Raw genomic sequence first — 15,733 nt, 5'->3', positions numbered from 1 at the left:
AGATGCGACCCTTATCCTTGGGTGCGGCACCATTGTGCTGGGTCGCTCGGGCGGCCCTGCTGACGAATAGCGAAGTACAGCGCCGGAGTGTCCTGGCCACCACTGTTACCGACAGTGGAGATGGATTCACCGGCTTTTACAACATCACCTGCCGCTTTAAGCAAAGTTTGATTGTGGCCGTAAAGGCTCAAATAGCCATTACCGTGGTCAAGAATCACCAACAAACCTGCGCCACGCAGCCAATCGGCGAACACCACACGGCCGCCGTGAATGGCATGGACCTGGGTGCCGGCACCGGCGCTGATCATCACACCGTCCCACTTGGCGCGGGTGTCATCGCCACGGGTTTCACCAAAGCGTGCCAGTAGTCGACCATCAACTGGCCATGGAAGTTTGCCTCGGGCCGAAGCAAAAGGTCCGCCGAAGGATTCGCCGGCGCTGGAAACCAGCGGGCCAGGGGCTGCGCGCGCCGGTTTACGCGGGGCCGGGGCGTCGGTGGTGGCGCTGGCGACTGCCTCGGCGGCCTCACGCTCGCGCTTTTTTTCGGCTTCCTGCTGGGCGATCAGCGCTTTTTGCCGCGCTTCTTCGGCCTCGCGGGCCTGGCGAGCCAGGGTTTCCTCGATGGTTTTCAGGACTTTGGCCAGGTCGGCCTGGTCTTGCTCGCGATTCTTGAGCTTCGTGTCGCGGGCCTTTACGTCGTCGTTCAGCTTGGCCAGCGCTTGCTGGCGCTCCTTGCGCACCTTGTCCAGCTCGTCGCGCTGGCTGTCGAGGGCGCTTTTCTGGTCGAGCAACTGCGACTGCTGGTTGGCGATCTCGGTTTCGACATTGGCCAACTGGCGCAGGGTCTCGTTGAAGCTTTTCAGTTGCTCCAGGCGGGCCTTGCTCAGGTAGTCGTAATAGGTAAGGGTGCGAGCGAATTTTTCCGGGTTCTGCTGGTTGAGCAGCAGCTTGAGGTATTCCTGGCGGCCGTTCTGGTAGGCGGCGCGGGCCTGGATCGCGATCAGGCGTTGCTGTTCAACGCGGGCGCTCTGGAGTTTTTTTTTCTCACCGTCGAGTCGCTCCAGTTCCGACTCGCTCTTCTTTAGTTCCTTTTGCAGCTCCTGGACCTGCTTCTCCAGCTTGCCCATCTCGGTTTCCGTTCCGCGCAGGTCTTTCTGCACGCCGGATTTCTCTTCCTGGAGCTTGCCGAGCAGTTTCTTCAGCTCGGTAATGTCCTGACGCGTAGCGTCCAACTGTTGTTGGGTTTGTGCGCGCTCATCGGCAAACGCCGGTTGGAGCAGGCAGACAAGAGCGAGGGTAATCAAGGCGCGAAGCATAGAGGCGGGCGACACCAGGGAAAGGGACGGCCTAGTATGCCCGGCCCACGCTGCAAAAAAAACGCCCAATTCGGCAAGGCAGGCAAGTTAGGTGCCGAGTGGCGGCAGTATGGCAAAAGGACATCCCCGAAGCCGCCTCCGAACCTTGTGGGAGCTGGCTTGCCGGCGATGCAGGCACCTCGGTGTTTCAGATACACCAGGTTGATGCTATCGCAGGCAAGCCAGCTCCTACAGGATTACGCGGTGCTTCGGGATCAGACCAGGATTGAGGTCCCGGTCATCTCTTTCGGCTTCTCCAGACCCATCAGCATCAACATGGTCGGTGCCACGTCGGCCAGCACGCCGCCGTCACGCACTTTCAGGTCGCGCTTGCCAACGTAGATGAACGGCACCGGCTCGGTGGTGTGGGCGGTGTGGGCCTGGCCGGTGGATTCGTCGGACATCTGCTCGCAGTTGCCGTGGTCGGCGGTGATCAGCGCTTCGCCGCCCACCTTGTCCAGGGCGTCGACGATGCGGCCCACGCACAGGTCCAGGCATTCCACGGCTTTCACCGCCGCTTCCAGGTTGCCGCTGTGGCCCACCATGTCGCCGTTGGCGTAGTTGACCACGATCACGTCATAACGCTGGTGCTCGATGGCGTCGACGATCTTGTCCGTGACTTCCGGGGCACTCATTTCCGGCTGCAGGTCGTAGGTGGCGACTTTTGGCGACGGGATCAGGATGCGTTCTTCGCCCGGGAACGGTTCTTCACGACCGCCGGAGAAAAAGAAGGTCACGTGGGCGTATTTCTCGGTTTCGGCAATGCGCAGTTGGGTCTTGCCGTTTTTCGCCAGGTAATCCCCCAGCACGTTTTCCAGGCTGCCCGGGGCAAATGCAGACGGGGCCGGGATGTTGGCGGCGTATTGGGTCAGCATCACGAATTCGACTTTCGGCTGGCGGGCGCGCTGGAAGTCCTTGAAACCGTCATCGACAAACACATGGCTCAGCTCGCGGGCACGGTCGGCGCGGAAGTTCATGAACACCAGTGCGTCGCCGTCTTCGATCTTCACCGGCTCACCGATGGTGGTGGCCTTGACGAATTCGTCGCTCTCGCCACGGGCGTAGGCGGCTTCCAGGCCTTCCTGGGCGGTGGCGGCGTTGTATTCGGCCTGGCCGTCGGCGATCAGGTTGTAGGCCTGGGCCACGCGGTCCCAGCGGTTGTCACGGTCCATCGCGAAGTAACGGCCCACCAGGCTGGCGATGCGGCCTTTGCCGAGGGTCTTGAAGGTTTCGTCCAGCAGTTCGATGGAGGACTGGGCGCTTTTTGGCGGGGTGTCGCGGCCGTCGAGGAAGGCGTGCAGGTAGATCTTCTCGGCACCGCGCTTGAAGGCCAGTTCGGCCATGGCGATCAGGTGGTCCTGGTGGCTGTGGACGCCGCCGTCCGACAGCAGGCCCATGAAGTGCACCGCCTTGCCGGCCTTGACCGCTTTATCCACGGCCGCGCAGATGGTCGGGTTCTCGAAGAATTCGCCGTCGCGGATCGCTTTGGTCACGCGGGTGAAGTCTTGATATACCACTCGTCCGGCGCCGAGGTTCATGTGGCCGACCTCCGAGTTGCCCATCTGGCCGTCCGGCAGGCCAACATCCATGCCCGACCCGGAGATCAGGCCGTTCGGTACGGTAGCGCTCAGACGGTCCAGTACGGGCTTGCTGGCCGAGTACACAGCGTTGTCGTGGTGGCTTTCACTGTGTCCGAAGCCATCGAGAATTATCAGGACCAAAGGTTTAGGCGTAGTAGTCATAGATCCTCTCGCGGCGGTAATGAATGAAGGCAATTGAAAAGGGAGTGGCAGTTTAAAGCGAAGTTCCGACCACGTCACCGCTTTACGGGGGTTGGCCGACCATGACGGCTGTGTATACTTACCGCCATTTTAACGCCCTGGAACCTCCTTGATGGTTGATCACCTGATTGCATTTGCCACTACCCACTATTTGCTCGCTGGTGCGTTCGTCGTACTGCTGGCGCTGCTGATCGCTCACGAAATGAGCCGCGGTGGCCGCAGCCTCAGCACGTCGGAGTTGACCGCTCTGGTCAACAAGGATGAGGCCGTAGTGGTGGACATTCGTCCCGCCAAGGATTTCGCCGCCGGTCACATTGTTGGCGCGCTGAACATTCCCCAGGACAAACTGATTTCGCGTCTGGCCGAGCTGGAAAAGTACAAGGCCAAGACCATCATCCTGGTCGATGCCCAGGGTCAGCACTCCGGCACCCACGCCCGCGAGATGCTGAAAACCGGCTTCAACGCCGCCAAACTGTCGGGTGGTATCTCCAGCTGGCGTGGCGATAACCTGCCGCTGGTGAAGTGATATGAGCCAGGTTGTCGTTTATTCCAGCGATTATTGCCCTTATTGCATGCGGGCCAAGGCCTTGCTTGAGAAAAAGGGCATTGCCTTCGACGAGATCAAGGTTGATGGCAAGCCCCAGGTGCGCGCCGAGATGACCAAGAAAGCGGGACGCACGTCCGTGCCGCAGATCTGGATCGGTGACAAGCATGTCGGTGGATGCGATGACCTGTTCGCACTCGAGCGCGCCGGTAAACTGGATGCGCTGCTTCACGTCTGACTCACAACCCCTAAAAGACCCCAAGATCACGAAGGATCTGCGATGACTGACCAACAGAACACCGAAGCGGCAGCAGAAGAGGCTCAAGGCCCACAATTTTCCCTGCAGCGTATTTACGTACGCGACTTGTCGTTCGAAGCGCCAAAAAGCCCGGCCATCTTCCGTCAGGAATGGACCCCGAGCGTCGCGCTGGACCTGAACACCCGTCAAAAGGCCCTGGAAGGCGACTTCCACGAGGTCGTGCTGACCTTGTCGGTGACCGTCAAGAACGGCGAAGAAGTGGCCTTCATCGCTGAAGTGCAGCAGGCCGGTATCTTCCTGATCCAGGGCCTGGACGAAGCGTCCATGAGCCACACTCTGGGCGCGTTCTGCCCGAACATCCTGTTCCCGTATGCCCGTGAGACCCTGGACAGCCTGGTCACCCGTGGCTCGTTCCCGGCGCTGATGCTGGCTCCGGTGAACTTCGATGCCCTGTATGCGCAAGAGCTGCAGCGCATGCAACAGGAAGGTTCGCCAACGGTTCAATAATTTCGAACCTGACGCAGAACTAAATGTGGGAGCCGGTTTGTGTGGGAGCTGGCTTGCCTGCGATAGCATCACCGCGGTGTGACTGACACACCGAGGTGCTTGCATCGCGGGCAAGCCCGGCTCCCACACAAGCCCGCTCCCACATTTGTTATGTGCGTTACTTGAAACCGAGTTGCCGCCAACCTTCGTAGACGGCCACGGCCACGGTGTTGGACAGGTTCAAGCTGCGGCAGCCTTCGCGCATCGGCAGGCGCAGGCGGTGGCCGTCGGGCAGGGCGTCGAGCACATCCGCCGGCAGGCCCCGGCTTTCCGGGCCGAACAGGAAGGCGTCGCCTTCGGCAAAGCTGGCATCATGGAACGGCCGCGAGCCCTTGGTGGTAAACGCGAACAGCCGAGGGTGGTTCAGGCTTTCCAGGCAACTGGCAAGGTCGGCGTGGCGTTGCAGGGTGGCGTACTCGTGGTAGTCCAGCCCGGCACGGCGCAGGCGCTTGTCGTCCATGTCGAAGCCCAGCGGCTCGATCAAATGCAGGTGGCAGCCACTGTTGGCGCACAGCCTGATAACGTTGCCGGTATTCGGCGGAATTTCTGGTTGAAAAAGGATGACGTGAAACATGCACGGCTCCGAAGGCAAAGATGCGCTGCATTCTACCCCTGAAGAAGATCCCAGGCCGAAGCTTCTGCCACGGGTTTTAGGCTCGTTGGCGATTGTCGGCCTGATGGTGGGCCTGATGATCGGCCGGCTGACCACCCCAGACCCGGTTGAGCTGCTGCAGGTAGAGCCCGCCGCCGATGGCCTGGTGGTGTGGTTCAACAGCGAACCCAAGCTGCACGGCGAGCATATCGACGGCACCGTGGCGCTGTTGTTCGATGCGCTGGGCAAGGCTCAGGGTGGGCAACTGAAGGTCAATGACAAGGACGTGAACTGGCGCGTGCGCAAGACCGATGGCGGCTTGCTGCTGAACCTGGTGGCGGCTCGGCCGTTGCGCGGGGAATGGTCGGGGGAGAAGGTCGAAGGACGCTGGCGGTTGGAGATCCATCTCCGGGAGGAATAAAAGAGGGAATCCCCGGCCTGCCTGTACCAAGGTTCCCAAAACGGGCTGGGGCTATGGGCGAGTTGCCTCATAAGCCCCGGGTGTAAAGAAGGGAGTTCCCGGCCTGCCTGTACCAGGGCTCCCAAAACGGGGTGAAGCCAAAGGCTTCGGTGTTAAAGAGGGAATCCCCGGCCTGCCTGTACCGAGGTTCCCGAAACGGGTGTGGGGCGCGACGCGATCCGCATCAAGCACCCCGGGTGTAAAGAGGGGATTCTCGGCCTGCCTGTACCAAGGTCCCCGAAACTGGGTAGTAACAGGGTTATTGCAGGGCGCGTGCCAGAATTGAAAAGTTGTGCCAAAAAATTTCTTCAGAAAGCGCAAAGCCCCGGAATACGGGGCTTTGGCGTTTTCAGCTTTTAATATTTATTTAACAAGGCATGTGTTTAAGGCGTTGGATGCGTGCGCGATGCCGGTTCGTGGTGCATTGAAGCGGTGCACGGTCGTTAGTCTGGTACAAAACAAATGTGGGAGCTGGCTTGCCTGCGATGGCGCTGTGTCAGTCGATACATCCAGTGACTGACACAACGCCATCGCGGGCAAGCCCGGCTCCCACATTAGATCTTCAGTGGATCAGGGATTAGTGATCAGGCCTCATCACCTTCGTCATCATCCCCGCCGTCGACCTTCATCCCCAGCTCCTTGATCTTGCGGGTCAGGGTGTTGCGGCCCCAGCCCAGCAGCACGGCGGCGTCGCGACGACGACCGGCGGTATGCTTGAGGGCGGTTTCGATCATGATCCGCTCAAACGCCGGTACAGCGCTGTCCAGCAGGTTCGACTGGCCACGTGCCAAAGCCTGGTCGGCCCATTGGCGCAGCGCCTGCTCCCAGTTGGTCACCGGTGCCGAATCCTGAGGCAGGCTCAGCAGCTCCGGCGGCAGGTCGCTGATATGCACTTCGCGCCCCGAAGCCATCACCGTGATCCAGCGGCAGGTGTTCTCCAGCTGACGTACGTTGCCCGGCCATGGCAGGTTCTTCAGGTATTCCTCGGTCTCGCTTTTCAGCAGCTTCGGCTCGACGGCCAGCTCCTGGGCGGCGCGGCTGAGGAAGTGACGGGCCAGGGTCGGGATGTCTTCGCGGCGGTCCGACATCCGGGGGATGTGGATACGGATCACGTTCAAGCGGTGGAACAAGTCTTCACGGAATTTCCCGGCATGCACCAGGGTTTCCAGGTTTTGGTGGGTCGCCGCGATAATGCGAACGTCGACCTTGACCGGCGTGTGCCCGCCTACCCGATAAAACTCGCCATCTGCCAGCACCCGCAGCAAGCGCGTCTGGGTGTCGGCCGGCATGTCGCCGATTTCATCGAGGAACAGCGTGCCGCCATCGGCCTGTTCAAAACGGCCACGGCGCAGGTTGGCCGCACCGGTGAACGCGCCTTTTTCATGGCCGAACAGTTCCGACTCCATCAAATCCTTCGGAATTGCCGCCATGTTCAGCGCGATAAACGGCGACGCCGCCCGTGGGCTGTGACGGTGCAAGGCGTGGGCCACCAGCTCTTTACCGGTACCCGACTCGCCGTTGATCAGCACGGTGATGTTGGAGTGGCTCAAGCGCCCGATGGCGCGAAACACTTCCTGCATCGCTGGCGCTTCGCCGATGATTTCCGGAGTACGGGTCAGGGCTGGCGGGGCTTCCTGGTTCTGCTGTTCCTGGGCGTGCTGGTTGGCGCGTTTTACCAGCGCCACCGCTTCGTCCACGTCGAACGGTTTTGGCAGGTATTCAAAGGCGCCGCCCTGATAGGACGCGACAGCGCTGTCCAGGTCCGAGTGCGCGGTCATGATGATCACCGGCAAGCGCGGGTGCTGCTCGCGAATCCGCGCCAGCAAGTCCAGGCCACTGGCGCCGGGCATGCGGATGTCGGAGATGATCACGTCGGGCTGCTGGCGAGCCAGGCGGCTCATCACCCCGTCGGCGCTGTCGAAGCTCTGGGTGGTCATGCCTTCCTGTTGCAAGGCTTTCTCCAGGACCCAGCGGATAGAACGGTCGTCATCGACGATCCAGACAGTTTCACTACGGCTCATGTCGATGGGGCTCCTTGTTCCAGTGGCAGAAAGATCGAGAACGTGGTGTGGCCGGGATGGCTCTCACACTCGATCAAACCCTGGTGCTGGCTGATGATGTTCTGGGTAATGGCCAAGCCGAGCCCGGTACCGTCCGGGCGGCCGCTGACCATTGGGAAAAAGATGGTTTCCTGCAGTTCGGCCGGGATGCCCGGGCCGTTGTCGATGATCTCGACCTTGGTCACCAGGCGATGGCGCACGTGGCCGATGGTGAACTGGCGCAGGGCGCGGGTGCGCAGGCTGATGCGGCCCAGGCGCAGTTCGTTCTGGCTGCTGATGGCCTGCATGGCGTTACGCACGATATTGAGCACCGCCTGGATCATCTGCTCGCGGTCGATCAATACGTCGGGGATGCTTGGGTCGTAGTCGCGCACCAAGGTGATGCAACCCTGGCTTTCGGCCTCCACCAGCTGGCAAACACGCTCCAAAACCTCGTGGACGTTGGTCATCGCCAGCGACGGCAGCTTGTTGGAGCCGAGCATGCGGTCTACCAGGTTACGCAGGCGGTCGGCTTCCTCGATGATGACGTTGGTGTAGTCCTTGAGGTTCTCGTCCGGCAGCTCGCGGGCCAGCAACTGTGCAGCGCCGCGAATCCCGCCCAGGGGGTTCTTGATCTCATGGGCCAGGCCACGCACCAGCATCTTGCTGGTTTCCTGTTTGGACAGTTGCGCCTCTTCCTTGGTGATGCGCAGCAGGCGATCGCGAGGATGCACCTCCAGCAGCAGCAAGGTGGCGCCGTGGCTCAGGATCGGTGTGACCGCGTAATCCACGGTCAGGGTCTGGCCGGTGAGGGCGGTGAGCATCGCTTCGCGCTTGGTGAACGGGTGCGCCTGCTCCACGGCCTGGCGCAGCGAACTCAAGGCCTCGGCCGACTCGGTGAACAGTTCGCTGATGAATTGCCCATGGCTGCGCTGTCCGCTGATGGCCAGCAGCATCTCCGCCGCCGGGTTCATGTACTCAAGGCGCAGTTCGTCATTGAGCAGAATGGTCGCGGTGGTCAGGTTGTCGAGTAGCAGGCGGTGCAGTGCGTCGCTGATGGTCATTAGGACCTCTTTTGGAGCAAGGCGCGGGCTTGAGGCACACGCTGATACAAGGAAAATGCAAAAACCAAACCAAAGCTCCGAAAAGAAGCGTTAAAGCCCTGAAATGGGGGCTTAAGGCGCGAAACTGTGGCGTTCTGCCAGCTTGAGCGGGAAGTTTCGAACCAAAATGGGCTGGGCAAGTGGGAAGGGTGCAGCGTATCGCACCAATATAGTGCGATTTTGAAAAATCTGTTCAGGAACTCGTGTCACTGAAACCTGTGGGAGCTGGCTTGCCTGCGATAGCTGACTACCCGTTGGTATTTTGGTTGCTGACACACCGCTATCGCAGGCAAGCCAGCTCCCACACTTTTGATTGGGTACGCAGTTTTAGTTCTGGTAGACACACAACTCGGCAGTGGCGCGAATCATCGCCAGTTGGTGCAGCGGGTCGTTGGCTGGTGCGTGATTGGCCTGGGCCAGCCATTGCGGACACTGCGGGTTGCTGCGCTCCGGGGTGAAGTCCGCCAATTGTTGCAGCAGGCGTTTTTGCAGCAGGTCCAGTTTTGGGCGAATCTGCCCGACCAGGTCAGGGCGTGGGTCATTGGGCGCCTTGCCTTGCAGTTGCCAATCGGACAGGTGAGCGTATTGCACCAATTTGTTTGCCTCGATCTGGGCCGAGAAAAACTGCTCGGCTTGCGCCGGTGCCAGTTTGTAGCTCGGCGCCTGGGCCACGACGCTGGCGATCACGTCCTGCTCCCGTGCACGGTCCTCGACGGGCTTGTGGCTGTCCCATTTGCTCAGGGCCACCTGGTCGGCGATCGCCAGGCGTTCGGCGATGCTGTCGAGCAGTGGGGCGAGGGTGGGTGGTGCTGCGAATACATTGGCGCTGACGAACAGCAAGGCGAACGCAAGTCGACGTTTCAACGGTGATCTCCTGTGGGAGCGGGCTTGCCCGCGAAGGTCGTTAACGATAACGCGTAAATATTGAAGAAATGCAGTGTCCTTGAGTTTTTCGCGGGCAAGCCCGCTCCCGCAGGGTTTTGCGGGCAAAAAAAAGACCTCCCGAAGGAGGCCTTTTTCATCACGCCACGTTAAGCGGCGCTACCGGATCAGCAGCTGTAGTACAGCTCGTATTCCAGTGGGTGTACGAAGGTGCGGACCTTGATTTCTTCTTCGCTTTTCAGGGCGATGTAGGCATCGATAAAGTCGTCGCTGAACACGCCGCCTTTGGTCAGGAACGCACGGCCCTTGTCCAGCTCTTCCAGGGCTTCTTTCAGGCTGCCGCACACTTGTGGGATCTCTTTGGCCTCTTCAGGCGGCAGGTCGTACAAGTTTTTGTCGGCGGCGTCGCCAGGGTGGATCTTGTTCTGGATACCGTCCAGGCCGGCCATTACCAGGGCAGCGAAGGCCAGGTACGGGTTGGCTGCCGGATCCGGGAAGCGGGCTTCGATACGGCGAGCACGAGGGCTGGACACGTAAGGAATACGGATCGAAGCGGAACGGTTGCGAGCCGAGTAGGCCAGCATTACTGGAGCTTCGAAACCTGGGACCAGACGCTTGTAGGAGTTGGTCGACGGGTTGGTGAAGCCGTTCAGGGCCTTACCGTGCTTGATGATACCGCCGATGAAGTACAGGGCAGTGTCGGACAGGCCGGCATAACCTTCGCCAGCGAAGGTGTTCTTGCCATCTTTGGCGATGGACAGGTGAACGTGCATACCCGAACCGTTATCGCCGTACAGAGGCTTAGGCATGAAGGTCGCGGTACGGCCGTAGGCATCAGCCACGTTGTGTACGCAGTACTTAAGGGTCTGAACTTCGTCAGCCTTGGCAACCAGGGTGTTGAACTTCACACCGATTTCGTTCTGGCCGGCAGTCGCCACTTCGTGGTGGTGAACTTCGATGACCAGGCCCATCTCTTCCATGGCGTTGCACATGGAGGTACGGATTTCGTGGTCGTGGTCGAACGGAGGAACCGGGAAGTAGCCGCCTTTGATACCTGGACGGTGGCCTTTGTTGCCGCCTTCCACGTCCTGGTCGGACATCCACGAACCTTGTTCGGAGAAGATTTTGAACATGGAGCCAGAGATGTCGGACTTGAACTTGACCGAATCAAAGATGAAGAATTCTGGTTCCGGACCTACGAATACGGTGTCACCGATACCGGTCGACTTCAGGTATTCCTCGGCACGCTTGGCGATCGCACGTGGGTCACGGTCGTAGCCTTGCATGGTCGAAGGCTCGATCACGTCGCAGACGATGATCAGCGTTGGGTCTTCGGTGAACGGGTCGAGTACGGCGGTGCTGTCGTCCGGCATCAGGATCATGTCGGAAGCTTCGATGCCTTTCCAGCCGGCAATGGAGGAGCCGTCGAACATTTTGCCTTCTTCGAAGAAGGCGTCATCCAGCGCGTCGCGAGCCGGCATGGTCACGTGGTGCTGAGTGCCTTTTGTGTCCGTGAAGCGCAGATCAATCCATTTGACGTCATGATCTTTGATGAGTTGAACCGACTTCGACATAGTGTCCTCCGGGTGGCTTCGGGCTGGGGTAGTGGAGTTAGCCCTTAGAATGTGGGTGATGCCGGCGCGAATACTCGACCAAGGCAACCTGCCTCACAAGAGAGCAAATTGCATGCCAGTGCCCCGACATGGGTTTTTTGCCACAAAAACGCCCCTATAAAGGTGCAAACCGCTGAAACGGAATAAATTGCGCACCGCAATGTAGCGCTTATTTTCGTTTATGACCCGTTTTGGTGCGCGAAAGGTCAGTTGCATATTAACTGGTTAAACCTTGAGCGATTTCCGCTATAATCCGCGCCCCCCTTTTTCGGCTGGGCCTGCGCGCGCTGTTTTCATGAAATTAATCGTTAAAGTCTTCCCCGAGATCACCATCAAGAGCCGACCGGTACGGATGCGTTTCATCCGTCAATTGGCCAAGAATATCCGTGCCGTGCTCCGCGATCTGGACCCGGCGGTGGTGGTGAACGGTGTGTGGGACAATCTCGAGCTGGAAACCCGCCTCACAGACCCCAAAGCCTTGAAGGACATGACCGAGCGCCTGAGCTGCGTGCCGGGCATCGCGCATTTCCTGCAGGTCGACGAGTACCCGCTGGGCGACTTCGACGACATCACCGAAAAGTGCAAGCAGCACTACGGCGATGTGCTGGCAGGCAAGGTGTTTTCGGTGCGTTGCAAACGCGCCGGCAAGCATCCGTTCAGCTCCATGGATGTCGAAAAATACGTCGGCAGCAAGCTGCGTCGCGAGTGCGGCGCCGCCGGAATTTCCCTGAAAGCGCCGCAAATTGAAGTGCGGATGGAAATTCGCGACCAACGGTTGTTTGTGATCCACAGCCAGCACGACAGCATCGGCGGCTACCCGCTGGGCGCCCTGGAACAGACCCTGGTATTGATGTCCGGCGGTTTCGATTCCACCGTGGCGGCCTACCAGATCATGCGCCGCGGGCTGATGAGTCACTTCTGCTTCTTTAACCTGGGCGGGCGTGCACACGAATTGGGCGTGATGGAAGTCGCGCATTACATCTGGAAGAAGTACGGCAGCTCGCAACGGGTGCTGTTTGTCAGCGTACCGTTCGAGGAAGTCCTGGGAGAAATTCTCGGGAAAGTCGATAACAGTCATATGGGCGTAGTATTGAAGCGTATGATGTTGCGCGCTGCGTCCCGAATCGCGGATCAGCTGGAAATCGACGCACTGGTCACCGGTGAAGCGATTTCCCAGGTGTCCAGCCAGACCCTGCCGAACCTGTCATTGATCGACTCTGTGACCGAGAAGCTGGTATTGCGCCCGCTGATCGCCAGTCACAAGCAAGACATCATCGACCTGGCGACCCAGATCGGCACGGCGGATTTCGCCAAGCACATGCCGGAATATTGCGGGGTCATCTCGGTGAACCCCAAGACCCACGCCAAGCGCAACCGCGTGGAGTACGAAGAACAACAGTTCGACATGGCGGTTCTCGAGCGTGCGCTGGAGAACGCCAAACTGGTGCCGATCGATCGGGTTATCGACGAATTGGGCCAGGATTTGCAGATCGAAGAAGTCAGCGAGGCTCTGGCCGGTCAGATCATCATCGACATCCGTCACCCGGATGCCGCTGAAGACGAGCCGCTGGAAATCGCTGGCATCGACGTACAAACGCTGCCGTTCTATGCATTGAATGCGCGTTTCAAGGAACTGGATGACAGCCGTCAGTACCTGTTGTATTGCGACAAAGGCGTGATGAGTCGCCTGCATGCCCACCATTTGCTCAGTGAGGGGCATGCCAATGTGCGCGTTTATCGACCGAGCTAAGAGCCCGGGGCTGTTTGCCTGTGGCCTGCGTCACCGGCCCCCCGACTCTGCCGTCAAGCTGTAACGGCAAGGCCTGACTCTACTGTTAATCGCTGCCACGACCTGTCAGCACACCGAATCCTCTGATCGAGATACACAAGTGATCGAAAATCTACGCAACATCGCCATCATTGCTCACGTTGACCATGGTAAAACCACCCTGGTAGACAAACTCCTGCGTCAATCCGGCACCCTGGAGCGCAACGAGCTCAACGACGAGCGCGTGATGGACTCCAACGACCAGGAAAAAGAGCGCGGTATTACCATCCTGGCTAAAAACACCGCCATCAACTGGAACGGCTACCACATCAACATCGTGGATACCCCGGGCCACGCCGACTTCGGCGGCGAAGTAGAACGCGTAATGTCGATGGTTGACTCCGTTCTGCTGCTGGTTGACGCTCAAGACGGCCCTATGCCGCAAACCCGTTTCGTGACCAAGAAGGCGTTCGAAGCCGGCCTGCGTCCGATCGTGTGCATCAACAAGGTTGACCGTCCAGGCGCGCGTCCGGACTGGGTTCTGGACCAGATCTTCGACCTGTTCGACAACCTGGGTGCTACCGAAGAACAGCTGGATTTCCAGGTGATCTACGCCTCTGCCCTGAACGGTATTGCCGGTCTGGAACACACCGCCATGGCGGAAGACATGACCCCGCTGTACCAGGCAATCGTTGACCACGTTCCACCACCGAAGGTTGACCGTGAAGGCCCGTTCCAGATGCAAATCTCGGCACTGGACTACAACAGCTTCCTGGGTGTTATCGGCGTTGGCCGTATCGCTCGTGGCAGCGTCAAGCCGAACACCCCGGTTGTCGCTATCGGCGCCGACGGCAAGAAGCGCAACGGTCGTATCCTGAAGCTGATGGGTCACCACGGCCTGCACCGTATCGACGTTGAAGAAGCTTTCGCCGGCGACATCGTGTGCGTAAGCGGTATGGACTCGCTGTTCATCTCCGACACCCTGTGCCAGCCGGACACTGTCGAGGCGATGAAGCCTCTGACCGTTGACGAGCCAACCGTTTCCATGACCTTCCAGGTAAACGACTCGCCTTTCTGCGGTAAAGAAGGCAAGTTCGTGACTTCCCGTAACATCAAGGAACGTCTGGACAAAGAGCTGCTGTACAACGTTGCTCTGCGCGTTGAAGAAGGCGACTCCGCTGACAAGTTCAAGGTTTCCGGCCGTGGTGAGCTGCACCTCTCGGTACTGATCGAAACCATGCGTCGCGAAGGCTTCGAAATGGGCGTTGGTCGTCCGGAAGTGATCATCCGTACTGTTGACGGCGTGAAGCAGGAACCGTTTGAAAACGTCACCATCGACACCCCTGAAGAATCCCAGGGCAAGGTCATGGAAGAGATGGGCCTGCGTAAGGGCGACCTGACCAACATGGTGCCGGATGGCAAAGGCCGTGTGCGTCTGGAATACAACATCCCTGCTCGTGGTCTGATCGGTTTCCGTAACCAGTTCCTGACCCTGACCAACGGTGCTGGCATCCTGACCTCGATCTTCGATCGCTACGACACCATGAAGTCCGGCGACATGTCCGGCCGTCAGAACGGTGTTCTGGTATCGGTAGAAACCGGCAAGGCGCTGACCTACTCCCTGGAAACCCTCCAGGCGCGTGGCAAGCTGTTCGTTGAACACGGTCAAGAGATCTACAACGGTCAGATCGTTGGTCTGAACAGCCGTGACAACGACATGGGCGTCAACCCAACCAAAGGCAAGAAGCTCGACAACATGCGTGCTTCGGGCAAAGACGAAACCATCGCTCTGGTTCCACCTGTTCGCTTCACCCTGGAACAGGCCCTGGAATTCATCCAGGACGACGAGCTGTGCGAAGTCACGCCTAAGTCGATCCGCCTGCGTAAGAAGATCCTGGACGAAGGCGAGCGTACCCGCGCTGCCAAGAAAGCCAAGAACTGAGTTAACTCAGGCTGAATGAAAAACGCCCCCGGTCGAAAGGCCGGGGGCGTTTTTTTATGCCTGCAGTTTTTGTGGTGACTGCGACGGCCTTATCGCGGGCAAGCCCGGCTCCCACATTTTGATAGGTGAACACATTCAACTGTGGGAGCTGGCTTGCCTGCGATAGGGCCCTCAAGGCCCCCACAAAAATTTGGGTCAGAACTTGTCGAGGGTCTTGAACTTGGTCTCGCGCACCACTTCCTTCGGCTTGTACGCGCAATACCCCGGCCGCGGTCCGATTTTCGGGTGATTGCGGCAAGTATCCGGGCGCTTGTCATAAATAGTGCAGAAGCGGCTCTTACGATCCAGGTACAGGCAATCGTTGTTGCTCATGCGCTGCAGGGTAAAGATCTCGGATTTGGCGTTGAAGCGCTCGACGATACCTTCCTTCTGCAAGCGCTTGGCGATGTTCTTCGGCGGGTCGCCACGCTCGAACTCATCGACGATGCCGATACGGATCAGGTCCTTGATCTTCACCTCAACCGGCAGGGTGCAGCAGCTCGACACGCAGCCGCCACACATATGGCTTGAGTATTTCTGCCAGGTCTCGAGACGGTCGAGTTCCGCGGCGGCGATCAGTTGAGGCTTCATCAGGTTTCCAAGAGGGGTGTTATCCGGCGCGGGATCATACCGGAATTGGTGCTTTTTTGAACAATATCTTCCGGGTTTCAGCTCGAAGGCTGCGCCGAGCCACAAACGGGCACGGCCCCTGCATCAAATTCCCGCAAAGGTGAATGAGTTAAAAAACTGCCGAACCAGAGCGTCTACCGTCTGTCAGACCGTCTAGGCTCTAGCAACTCCTTCTATCTC

The 15,733-nt window shown here is 59.2% G+C and carries 14 protein-coding genes; 6 read left to right on the top strand and 8 right to left on the bottom strand.

Features of this window, described 5'->3' with window-relative positions; translation table 11 throughout:
- Positions 1 to 11 precede the first annotated feature (11 nt).
- Both M2400_RS04950 and gpmI read right to left on the bottom strand, forming a co-directional pair.
- Positions 12 to 1,316 carry a murein hydrolase activator EnvC gene (locus M2400_RS04950; protein WP_177041035.1) on the bottom strand — a complete coding sequence of 435 codons (1,305 nt, stop codon included), beginning with the start codon at positions 1,314 to 1,316 and terminating at the stop codon, positions 12 to 14.
- A gap of 254 nt (positions 1,317 to 1,570) precedes the next feature.
- Positions 1,571 to 3,097, bottom strand: coding sequence for a 2,3-bisphosphoglycerate-independent phosphoglycerate mutase (gpmI, locus tag M2400_RS04945; protein ID WP_177041036.1), 1,527 nt, complete (start codon positions 3,095 to 3,097; stop codon positions 1,571 to 1,573).
- A 151-nt stretch (positions 3,098 to 3,248) separates the two neighbouring features.
- Here gpmI and M2400_RS04940 point away from each other — a divergent pair, with 151 nt between their 5' ends.
- From M2400_RS04940 to secB, 3 genes are read left to right on the top strand one after another with little or no spacing between them, the layout of a single operon-like run.
- The gene (locus M2400_RS04940) at positions 3,249 to 3,662 is read left to right on the top strand and encodes a rhodanese-like domain-containing protein (protein ID WP_177041037.1); all 414 of its coding nucleotides are present in this window, start codon (positions 3,249 to 3,251) and stop codon (positions 3,660 to 3,662) included.
- Position 3,663: 1 nt separating this feature from the next.
- Positions 3,664 to 3,918: a glutaredoxin 3 gene (grxC, locus tag M2400_RS04935; protein WP_177075996.1), complete on the top strand. Its 255-nt coding sequence runs from the start codon at positions 3,664 to 3,666 to the stop codon at positions 3,916 to 3,918.
- Between the two features lie 42 nt (positions 3,919 to 3,960).
- On the top strand, positions 3,961 to 4,446 hold the full coding sequence (gene secB, locus M2400_RS04930) for a protein-export chaperone SecB (RefSeq protein WP_003218009.1): 486 nt from the start codon (positions 3,961 to 3,963) through the stop codon (positions 4,444 to 4,446).
- Between the two features lie 157 nt (positions 4,447 to 4,603).
- On the opposite strand, the gene M2400_RS04925 is transcribed toward secB, so the two are convergent.
- Positions 4,604 to 5,059: a tRNA (cytidine(34)-2'-O)-methyltransferase gene (locus M2400_RS04925; RefSeq protein ID WP_003218007.1), complete on the bottom strand. Its 456-nt coding sequence runs from the start codon at positions 5,057 to 5,059 to the stop codon at positions 4,604 to 4,606.
- Here M2400_RS04925 and M2400_RS04920 point away from each other — a divergent pair.
- The gene (locus tag M2400_RS04920) at positions 5,058 to 5,498 is read left to right on the top strand and encodes a hypothetical protein (protein WP_259195223.1); all 441 of its coding nucleotides are present in this window, start codon (positions 5,058 to 5,060) and stop codon (positions 5,496 to 5,498) included. The genes M2400_RS04925 and M2400_RS04920 overlap by 2 nt on opposite strands.
- A gap of 623 nt (positions 5,499 to 6,121) precedes the next feature.
- On the opposite strand, the gene ntrC is transcribed toward M2400_RS04920, so the two are convergent.
- The 4 genes from ntrC to glnA all read right to left on the bottom strand — a co-directional run bounded on the left by ntrC (position 6,122) and on the right by glnA (position 11,135).
- On the bottom strand, positions 6,122 to 7,558 hold the full coding sequence (gene ntrC / locus M2400_RS04915) for a nitrogen regulation protein NR(I) (protein ID WP_008435682.1): 1,437 nt from the start codon (positions 7,556 to 7,558) through the stop codon (positions 6,122 to 6,124).
- The gene (gene glnL / locus M2400_RS04910) at positions 7,555 to 8,640 is read right to left on the bottom strand and encodes a nitrogen regulation protein NR(II) (protein ID WP_003218001.1); all 1,086 of its coding nucleotides are present in this window, start codon (positions 8,638 to 8,640) and stop codon (positions 7,555 to 7,557) included. Before glnL ends, ntrC begins: the two co-directional genes overlap by 4 nt.
- A gap of 366 nt (positions 8,641 to 9,006) precedes the next feature.
- Positions 9,007 to 9,543: a chorismate mutase gene (locus M2400_RS04905; protein WP_177114325.1), complete on the bottom strand. Its 537-nt coding sequence runs from the start codon at positions 9,541 to 9,543 to the stop codon at positions 9,007 to 9,009.
- A gap of 185 nt (positions 9,544 to 9,728) precedes the next feature.
- Complete coding sequence (glnA, locus tag M2400_RS04900; RefSeq protein ID WP_177041043.1) at positions 9,729 to 11,135, bottom strand: glutamate--ammonia ligase; 1,407 nt, start codon at positions 11,133 to 11,135, stop codon at positions 9,729 to 9,731.
- 334 nt (positions 11,136 to 11,469) lie between these two features.
- Between glnA and thiI the strand changes: the two genes are divergently transcribed.
- Both thiI and typA read left to right on the top strand, forming a co-directional pair.
- Positions 11,470 to 12,924 carry a tRNA uracil 4-sulfurtransferase ThiI gene (gene thiI / locus M2400_RS04895; RefSeq protein WP_259195224.1) on the top strand — a complete coding sequence of 485 codons (1,455 nt, stop codon included), beginning with the start codon at positions 11,470 to 11,472 and terminating at the stop codon, positions 12,922 to 12,924.
- A gap of 139 nt (positions 12,925 to 13,063) precedes the next feature.
- Complete coding sequence (gene typA, locus M2400_RS04890; RefSeq protein ID WP_053140412.1) at positions 13,064 to 14,884, top strand: translational GTPase TypA; 1,821 nt, start codon at positions 13,064 to 13,066, stop codon at positions 14,882 to 14,884.
- 195 nt (positions 14,885 to 15,079) lie between these two features.
- Here the strand turns inward: typA and M2400_RS04885 are convergent, their stop codons facing one another.
- Positions 15,080 to 15,514, bottom strand: coding sequence for a YkgJ family cysteine cluster protein (locus M2400_RS04885; RefSeq protein ID WP_017478181.1), 435 nt, complete (start codon positions 15,512 to 15,514; stop codon positions 15,080 to 15,082).
- Positions 15,515 to 15,733 lie beyond the last annotated feature (219 nt).

This window comes from Pseudomonas sp. BIGb0558, assembly GCF_024807515.1.
GTDB lineage: Bacteria > Pseudomonadota > Gammaproteobacteria > Pseudomonadales > Pseudomonadaceae > Aquipseudomonas > Aquipseudomonas yamanorum_A.
This window is presented reverse-complemented; position numbering and strand designations above follow the sequence as displayed.